Source organism: uncultured Brachyspira sp. (genome assembly GCF_944393015.1).
Taxonomy (GTDB): domain Bacteria; phylum Spirochaetota; class Brachyspiria; order Brachyspirales; family Brachyspiraceae; genus Brachyspira.
The window spans coordinates 1-8,278 of sequence record NZ_CALXYQ010000076.1 but is presented as its reverse complement, the minus strand read 5'-3'; the positions used below and the strand labels follow the sequence as shown (position 1 = coordinate 8,278).

General features: G+C 26.6%; 7 protein-coding genes. 6 read left to right on the top strand and 1 reads right to left on the bottom strand.

The genetic code is table 11. From position 1 onward, the window contains the following. Positions 1–184 precede the first annotated feature (184 nt). Entirely contained in the window at positions 185–1,045 is an 861-nt protein-coding gene (locus tag Q0K19_RS14465) for an alpha-1,2-fucosyltransferase (protein WP_297249194.1), read from the top strand. Here the strand turns inward: Q0K19_RS14465 and Q0K19_RS14460 are convergent. Then, positions 1,042–1,980 carry a glycosyltransferase family 92 protein gene (locus tag Q0K19_RS14460; protein ID WP_297249192.1) on the bottom strand — a complete coding sequence of 313 codons (939 nt, stop codon included), beginning with the start codon at positions 1,978–1,980 and terminating at the stop codon, positions 1,042–1,044. The genes Q0K19_RS14465 and Q0K19_RS14460 overlap by 4 nt on opposite strands. A 174-nt stretch (positions 1,981–2,154) precedes the next feature. Between Q0K19_RS14460 and galT the strand changes: the two genes are divergently transcribed. The 5 genes from galT to Q0K19_RS14435 all read left to right on the top strand — a co-directional run bounded on the left by galT (position 2,155) and on the right by Q0K19_RS14435 (position 8,140). Next, positions 2,155–3,129: a galactose-1-phosphate uridylyltransferase gene (galT, locus tag Q0K19_RS14455; RefSeq protein ID WP_297249190.1), complete on the top strand. Its 975-nt coding sequence runs from the start codon at positions 2,155–2,157 to the stop codon at positions 3,127–3,129. 3 nt (positions 3,130–3,132) lie between these two features. Then, positions 3,133–4,125 (top strand): glycosyltransferase, encoded by a 993-nt coding sequence (locus Q0K19_RS14450; protein ID WP_297249188.1) that lies wholly within the window; start codon positions 3,133–3,135, stop codon positions 4,123–4,125. A 317-nt stretch (positions 4,126–4,442) separates the two neighbouring features. Further along, the gene (gene cmk / locus Q0K19_RS14445; RefSeq protein ID WP_297249186.1) at positions 4,443–5,114 is read left to right on the top strand and encodes a (d)CMP kinase; all 672 of its coding nucleotides are present in this window, start codon (positions 4,443–4,445) and stop codon (positions 5,112–5,114) included. Positions 5,115–5,166: 52 nt separating this feature from the next. After that, positions 5,167–6,846, top strand: coding sequence for a S1 RNA-binding domain-containing protein (locus Q0K19_RS14440; RefSeq protein ID WP_297249184.1), 1,680 nt, complete (start codon positions 5,167–5,169; stop codon positions 6,844–6,846). A 178-nt stretch (positions 6,847–7,024) separates the two neighbouring features. Further along, the gene (locus Q0K19_RS14435) at positions 7,025–8,140 is read left to right on the top strand and encodes a glycosyltransferase (protein WP_297249182.1); all 1,116 of its coding nucleotides are present in this window, start codon (positions 7,025–7,027) and stop codon (positions 8,138–8,140) included. Positions 8,141–8,278: the final 138 nt, after the last annotated feature.

The window sequence follows — 8,278 nt, the reverse complement described above, 5'->3', positions numbered from 1 at the left end:
TACAGTCTACAGTCTACAGTCTACAGTCTACAGTCTACAGTCTACAGTCTACAGTCTACAGTCTACAGTCTAGTATTTATCAATATTTTATATCCTATATATGCCATATTTTCACCAAAAAAAATATGGGGTATAAATTATTGCAAATTTTATTTATATGGAATTACCATTTTAAGGTGTAAGTATGGTAATTTTATATAAAAGATTCGGTGATAAAAGTAACAGACTTCTTCAAAATATTCACTTTGAGGCTTACTGCAAACATAATAATATAGAATATCATAATTTAGAGTTTTATGATATGGAATATATTTATGGTATAAAAGATAAATATAGTTTGAAAAAACTTCCTAATATTCTTTTGCCGCCTATTAATATAAGATATAGTATTATTGAAAGTATATCTAATTTCTGTAAAAAACTCCATATAAAAAAATTTTTAATATATGATTATATGGATATCAATTTAAGAGAAAATATAGAGTTATATGACAGTCAAATACTTGCCAATAAAAATAAAACTATATTTGTTTCAGGCTGGGATTTTAGAGTTGAGAATTTAGTTTATCAGTATAGAGATTATTTTGCTAAAAGATATACTCCTATTAATCTTAATTCAGAAGAATATAATAATATAAAAAATAAATTTGCAAATTATGATTTAAAAGTTGGTATACATATAAGAAGAGGTGATTATAAAGTTTGGAATAAAGGACGATTTTTTTATGAAGATGAAGTTTATAATGATAAGATAGATCAGTTTTATAATTTATTTCCAAATAAGAAAATTTTGTTTATCATTTTTTCTAATGAAGAGATAACTTTAAAACCAAATCATGATTATATAATTTCAAAATGTCAGTGGTTTGAGGACCATAGTTTATTGAGCTTATGCGATTATATAATAGGACCTCCTTCAACTTTTACAATATGGGCTAGTTATATAGGAGATGTGCCTTTATATCATATATATAGCAAAGATGATATTATTAATGTATCAAGTTTTAAAGTTAAAATTAATGATACTCCAGAAGTTTTAGATTAATCCATATTCAATCTTTTTTTCAATTCTGGAATATATTTATCAATTGTGTTATCTATATATGAATCTTCAGCTTTATATATACCCATATTATTTTTTATAACACCATCATTATCTTTTTTATTAATTTTTGCTTTATATTCTTCTAAAGACTTCGTAGCATAATGATGTATTCTTATTTTTTTTACAGAATTAGGCATATCTCTTTCTTTTGAATATTCAAAATTTTCATTTACAGCAAATCCATTAAAATATTGAAAATGATGTGCTGTTAAATATTCCATCACATATTTAGGCTGCACTATAGATTTAGTAATTTGGTTTATAGGGTTCGATAAAGTAAATGCTCTTTTATAATTTTCTATAACTAATCCTTTAGGTTTTTCTATATGATCATTGCCGTCAAATTGTATCCAATTTACAGCTACTCCAGGATATTTTTCATAGTCTTTTAAAAAATCTTTCAAATTATAAGTTTCTACTGGTACTATAAATTCATCTAAATCTATGATTGCCATCCAAAATGTATTTTTGCCGTATCTATCTATTCCATCTTCATATATGTCTAGTTGTCTGCCTATACCTCCGAAAAAATTATATGTAACAATTCCTTCTTTTATGTAAGGTTCTAATACTTCTTTTAAATTATCTGTACTTTCATTATCATATATATAAAATCTTTCTACACCTATAACCCTATGATATTCTATCCATTCTTTTATGTATGGAGCTTCATTTTTTACAGTACTTAATATTGATATATAATCTTTAGGTTCATTATTTTCAGGGAAATTAAGTTTATTTTTTATCATATTAGTTCTTTTATATGTATTAAATAATGTTGTAAGTAAATCTCTTATATCATTTCTCAATTGTCTGAATGGTATAAACCATACTATTCTATTTATTGTATCAATATTAAATATATTTCTAAACATAAAAATATCTCCGACATATATTTGTTTAATTATATATTAAAAATAATAAAAAATAAATAATTTTATATTTTTGAATTATAATTGTTTTATGTATTGTTTATTATAAAAAAAAGTATATAATATATTAATAGGTAAAAATATATTTTTATTAAATGAAATTTAAGGAGAATTAATATGGCAGAATTGCGTTATAATCCATTGCTTGGAGATTATGTTATGATAGCTAGTCATAGGCAGGCACGTCCTCAGATGCCTAAAGACTATTGTCCATTTTGTCCTGGCAGCGGAAAAGTACCAGATAGTTATGAGGTTCTTTGTTATGATAATGACTTTCCTGCTTTATCCTTTGAACCTCCTTATCCCGATGAAGTTGATAATGGAAAATTATTTAGAACAGCTCCATCTATAGGTAAATGCGAGGTTATTTTATATTCTTCAGATCATAATACTACTTTACCAGAACTTCCTGTGGATCATATTGCTAAATTAGTAGCTTTATGGCAGGAAAGAATGAAAGTTATAGCAGAAAATAAAAAGATAAAATATATTATGCCATTTGAAAATAAAGGCGAGGTAGTAGGTGTAACAATGCCTCATCCTCATGGACAGATATACGGTTATAGTTGGATACCTTTGAGAGTAAAAAGAAAAATTGAAATGGCTTCTAGTTATTACAGTGTTAATGGCAGAAATCTATTTTTAGATATGATTGAGCAGGAAGTTGAATATAATAAAAGAGTTATATTTGAAAATAATCATTTTATATGTTTCTTGCCTTTTGCATCAGAATATCCTTATGGTATAATGATAATGCCTAAAAAACAGACAAATTCTATTACTGATTTTAATAAAGAAGAAAGTTTAGCTCTAGCAGATGCCTTGAAAAAAGCTACTTCTACATTGGATTTATTATTTGATATGAAATTCCCTTATATGATGTGTATGTATAGTGCACCTGTAAATGATGGTTTTAATTACAGCGATATATGGAATTATCATATAGAGTTTTTCCCTCCTATGAGAAGTAAAGAAAAGCAAAAATTCAATGCTTCTTCAGAAACAGGAGCTTGGGCACCTTGCAATCCTACAAGTCCTGAGGAAATGGCTGCTCAATTAAGAACAGCATATATCAGATATATGGGAATGTAGAATTTGCTGAAATTTACTATTATAATACCGCACCGAGTTGGTGAAAACATAGAAAAAACATTAGAAGGGGTATACCTATCTAATTACCCTAAGGAAAATATTGAAATTTTTCAAGCAGAAGGAACACATCCTACTGTTCAGAGAAATGAATGTATTAAACAATCATCAGGCGATATTGTATATTTTATAGATAATGATTCTATTGTAAGTACTGATAATATTAAAGAAGCTAGTGCTATATTTGAATCAGATGAAAAAATAGCTATAGTTGGAGGTCCTGCCGTACATAAAGTTAGTTCTTTAATAGAAATGTATATAGATAAATGCATGAGAGCTTATTATGCTGTAGGACCTATAGCTAATAGATATAGATTTGATAATAATGATGTAAAAGAGGGCAGCGATAGGGATGTTATACTTTGCAATTTGTTTGTTAGGAGAAATGTTTTATTTGAAGCAGGGCTTTTTAATGAGGATTTATATCCAAATGAAGAAAATGCCTTAATAGATAAAATACTTTCTTTAGGCTACAAATTGATATATAATCCTAGAATAATAGTTCAAAGGCCTCCTAGAGCCAATTTAAAAGCTTATATAAAAATGCTTCTTAATTATGGAAGAGGAAGATTTGAACAGCTGTTTAGAGATTTTAATATTAAAAATTTAATATTTATTTTACCTTCATTATTTGCTAACTATATACTTTTAAGCCCTATAGTTTTGTGTATTTATCATTTTTCTAAATTAAGTTTATTAAAATTTTATTTTCTTCCATTATTAGTTTACATAATAATGACTTTCCTTGCTGGTATTGTATATTCTTTTTGTGATAAAGGCTTTATATCAAAAATTCGTGGAATCTTTATATATCCTTTCATGTTTTTTATCACTCATTTTTTCTATGGACTTGGATTTTTTTACGGAATCATTAGGATAATAACTAAATTTAAGAGAGTTGCTACTTTTTCTATAAAAAAATATAAATCTTTTGAGTAAAATTCTATATTTTTTGCTTAATTAAATATAATTTGTGAAATAATGATGAATTTTTATATTGTATTAATTTAATGTATATATTACAATATAAAAAATTATTTGTAATTAGAAATTTATTGTTTTTAATTATTATTAGCTGAATTTATGATATATAGTTATCAGTATTAATATTATTTATACTAATAGTATATATTATTTATTAGAAAATATTTAAAAAATGTAATAAAGTTTGTTTTTTATTAAAATAAATATTTGCAAATTATAATTATTTATGATATACTGTATAGGAAATTATATTAATTAAAAAAAGGTTATAGGTGTCAAGTACATACGAAATAATCACTTTAGATGGTCCTTCAGGGGCAGGTAAAAGTACAATAGCTAAATTATTAGCTAAGAAATTATCTTTTAAATATTTAGATACAGGCGCTATGTACAGGGCCGTAACTCTTTATATGATCAAGCATCATATTGATATAAATAATAATAGTGAAGTCATATCAGCTCTTAATAATTTAAGTATTAACTTTGATAATGCAGGCAGAATATATTTAGATGATGAAGATGTAACAGAAGCTATAAGAAGTATGGAAGTTGTTAATCTTGTTTCTAAAGTTTCTTCTATAAGCATTGTAAGACAGAATATGGTATCTCTACAGAGAAAAATAGCAGAAGGCGGTAATTATGTTGTAGATGGTAGAGACATAGGTAGTGTAGTGTTCCCTGATTCCAAATACAAGTTTTATATGGATGCTTCTTTAGATGAAAGAGCTAAAAGAAGATATAATGAGGAATTATCTAAAGGTAAGAATATTACTTATGAAGAAGTTAGGGAAAGCATAAGAAAAAGAGATGAATTTGACTCAAATAGAGAGGATAGTCCTTTAGTAGTACCAAAAAATGCTAATATAATAGATACTACTAGCATGACTATTGATGAAGTGGTTGAAAAAATCGCTAATGTGATTTTTAATATAAAGTCTAATTAAATAAATATTAGATATTTTTTAACCTGTGAAAGTACAGGAGGGAGAAGGAACAATGGAAGATAATAAAAATTTATCAAATGATGAAATTGAATTTCGCAAGGCTTTAGAGGAAAGTGATAATACATTTTTAAGCCGAGGAAAAATCGTTAAAGGCAAAGTAGTTCAGTTTGATGATACTGATGTTTTTATAGATTTTGATTCTAAATCTGAAGGTAAAATAAAAAGAAGCGAATTTGATAAAGAACCTACTATTGGAGAAGAAATAGAGGCTATTGTTTCAGGCGAAGATGATAAAGGTTATGTTATATTATCTAAGAGTGAAATAGATAAGAGAAAATCTCAAGAATTAATAGATAATGCTGTAAAAAATAATACTGCAATTACAGGCGTTGTTAAAGAAGTTGTTAGATCTGATTCGAAAGTAGCTGGATTTAAGGTATCTATAATGGGACATCAGGCATTCTGTCCTTTTTCTCAAATAGATTTAGCAAAAGGAATTAAAGAATCTGATTATATAGGTAAAGAGTTTGAGTTTAGAGTAATCAAGAAGAACGGAAGAGATGTTGTAGTTTCAAGAAGAGTTTTATTAGAAGAAACTCAAAATGCCGGAATAGAAACATTCTTAAATAATCTTCAAGAAAATGATATTATTAATGGTAAAGTAAAAAATATTGAGAAATTCGGTGCTTTTGTTGAAATCACACCTGGTTTTGATGGATTCCTTGCTATACCTAATATGTCTTGGGATAAAGTTATAAATCCTAAGTCTATAATCTCAAAAGGTGAAGAAAGAATGTTCAAAGTTCTTCATGTTGACAAAGAAAATCGTAAAGTTGATTTAGGTATTAAGCAATTAGATGAAGACCCTTGGGGTAAATTTGTAGAACAATATCATATAGATGATGTTATACAGGGAGAAGTTACTAATGTTAAAAAATTCGGTGCTTTTGTAAAAGTTGCTGATGGTATAGAGGGACTTGTTCATGTTTCTGATTTAAGCTGGAATTCTCATGTTAATAATCCTAATGATTTTGTTAAAAAAGGTGCTTTCTTAGAGTGTAAAATACTTGATATGAATGCTGCTGAAAGAAAACTTACTTTAGGTTTAAAACAAGTTAAAGAAAATCCTTGGGATACAGTTGAAAAAGATTTCCCTGTTAAATCTGCTGTAAAATGTAAAGTAAAAAGAATCATTAAAAACTTTGCTGTATTTGAACTTCCTAATGGTTTGGAAGGTATATGTGATATAAGTGATTTTGACTGGAGAAATAACATAGTTAATATGAAAGACTATGTAAAAGAAGGTGAAGAAGTTAATATGGTTATCATGTCTATAGACAGAGATAAACAAAGAATTAAATTAAGCTATAAACATACTAAAGACAGTCCTTGGAGATTATTTGAAAAAGCACATCCTCAAGGTTCTATAGTTGATGGTACTGTAAAAGCTATAGTTGATTCTGGTGCTATTATTTCTTTGGAAGATGATTTAGAAGGTTATATGCATGTTTCTCAAGTTGAAATTCCTAAAGGAAGCACTTTGGAAGAGGTTCTTAAAGTAGGTGAAACTTATCCTTTTGTTGTAAGAGAAGTTAATCAAAGTAAGAGAAGAATCTCATTATCAAGAAGAGAATATATGGAAGCTCAAAATAAGAAAGAAACACAAAATTATATTTCTAAAGCAGAGCCTACTTCTTTAACTTATAATCCTTTTGATAACATTAATAACTAATTGAATAAATAATTATTTGAAGTTAAAAAATCCTAATATCATTATGGTATTAGGATTTTTTTATAAATTAAAGATTATTATATGTAATAATCTTTTAAATATTTATTGACAAATGAACTAATTAAAGTATAATTTACATATAACTATTCTAAGTAATATTAATTTTAGAAGGTATCTTATGAAAAAGATTCTTATTATATCATCAGAATATACTGGGCATGGGCATAAAAGTGTTCATACTTCACTTTTACAAGGTTTCAAAGCATTATATCCGGAAGAAATAGAATGTAAGGTAGTAAATGGTTTTACACTTGGCGGCCCTGATCTTATGGCTGCTGAAAGACTTTATAATAGCTGTATAAAATATGCTCCGCAATTATGGTATAGACTTTTTAAATTTTCTTTTAAAAATAGAGATATAATAAATAAAAATAATGCTTTTAATGTTAAAAGAAAATTTCTAAAACTTATAAAAGAATATAAGCCTGATATAATAGTTAATGTACACCCAATGTTTAGCGGAAGCCTTCTAAGTATTTTAAGAAAGAAAAATATAAATATAAAATTTTTCATTATAATAACTGATTTAATTACAATAAGCAAATTATGGTTTGATAACAGAGCAGATAAAATTATAAGCCCTTCCTATGAAGCTTCTCAATATATGATGGAAAATGGAGTTGATAAAGAAAAAATTATCACATTTGGTTTGCCTGTCAGAGAAGGATTCAATGCTTTATACAAAAGTAAAGAAGAGGTGATGAAAAATACAAATATTAATGGTACATTAAAAATACTTTTACTTAATAACTCTGAAAGAACTAAAAGACTTATGTATATAATAGACGGTTTATATGAAAGATATAAATGTGAAGTAACTGTGGTATGCGGAAGAAATGAAAAAACATTTAATAAGTTAAATAAAGTTTATTCTTCAAAAGAGCATAAGCCTATTATAATGGGATACACTCAAGAACTTCCAAAATTATTCCATGAGAATGATATATTAATAACAAGATCAGGTCCTACAGCTATTATAGAAGCTATTAACTGTTTAATACCTATTGTATCTATGGGAGCTTTACCTGGACAGGAAGAGCAGAATCCTATATATATTGATAATAATGGTTTAGGATATGATACTAGTTCTACAGATGACATATTTAATAAAATAGATTTACTTATTGCCAACAATAGAGAGAATTTAGTAAAAATGAGAGAAAAACAATTCGATTATTACGGCAGAGATGTAAGAGAAAAGATAGTTAAATATATTGCAGATAGTATATTATAAATATTGACAATAGTTTATTTTTGATATATAATTTTAAGGTTATGAATATTTTAGAAATCGCAAATCGCAAATCGCAAATCGCAAATCGCAAATCGCAAATCGCAAATCGCAAATCGCAAATCGCAAATCGCAAATCGC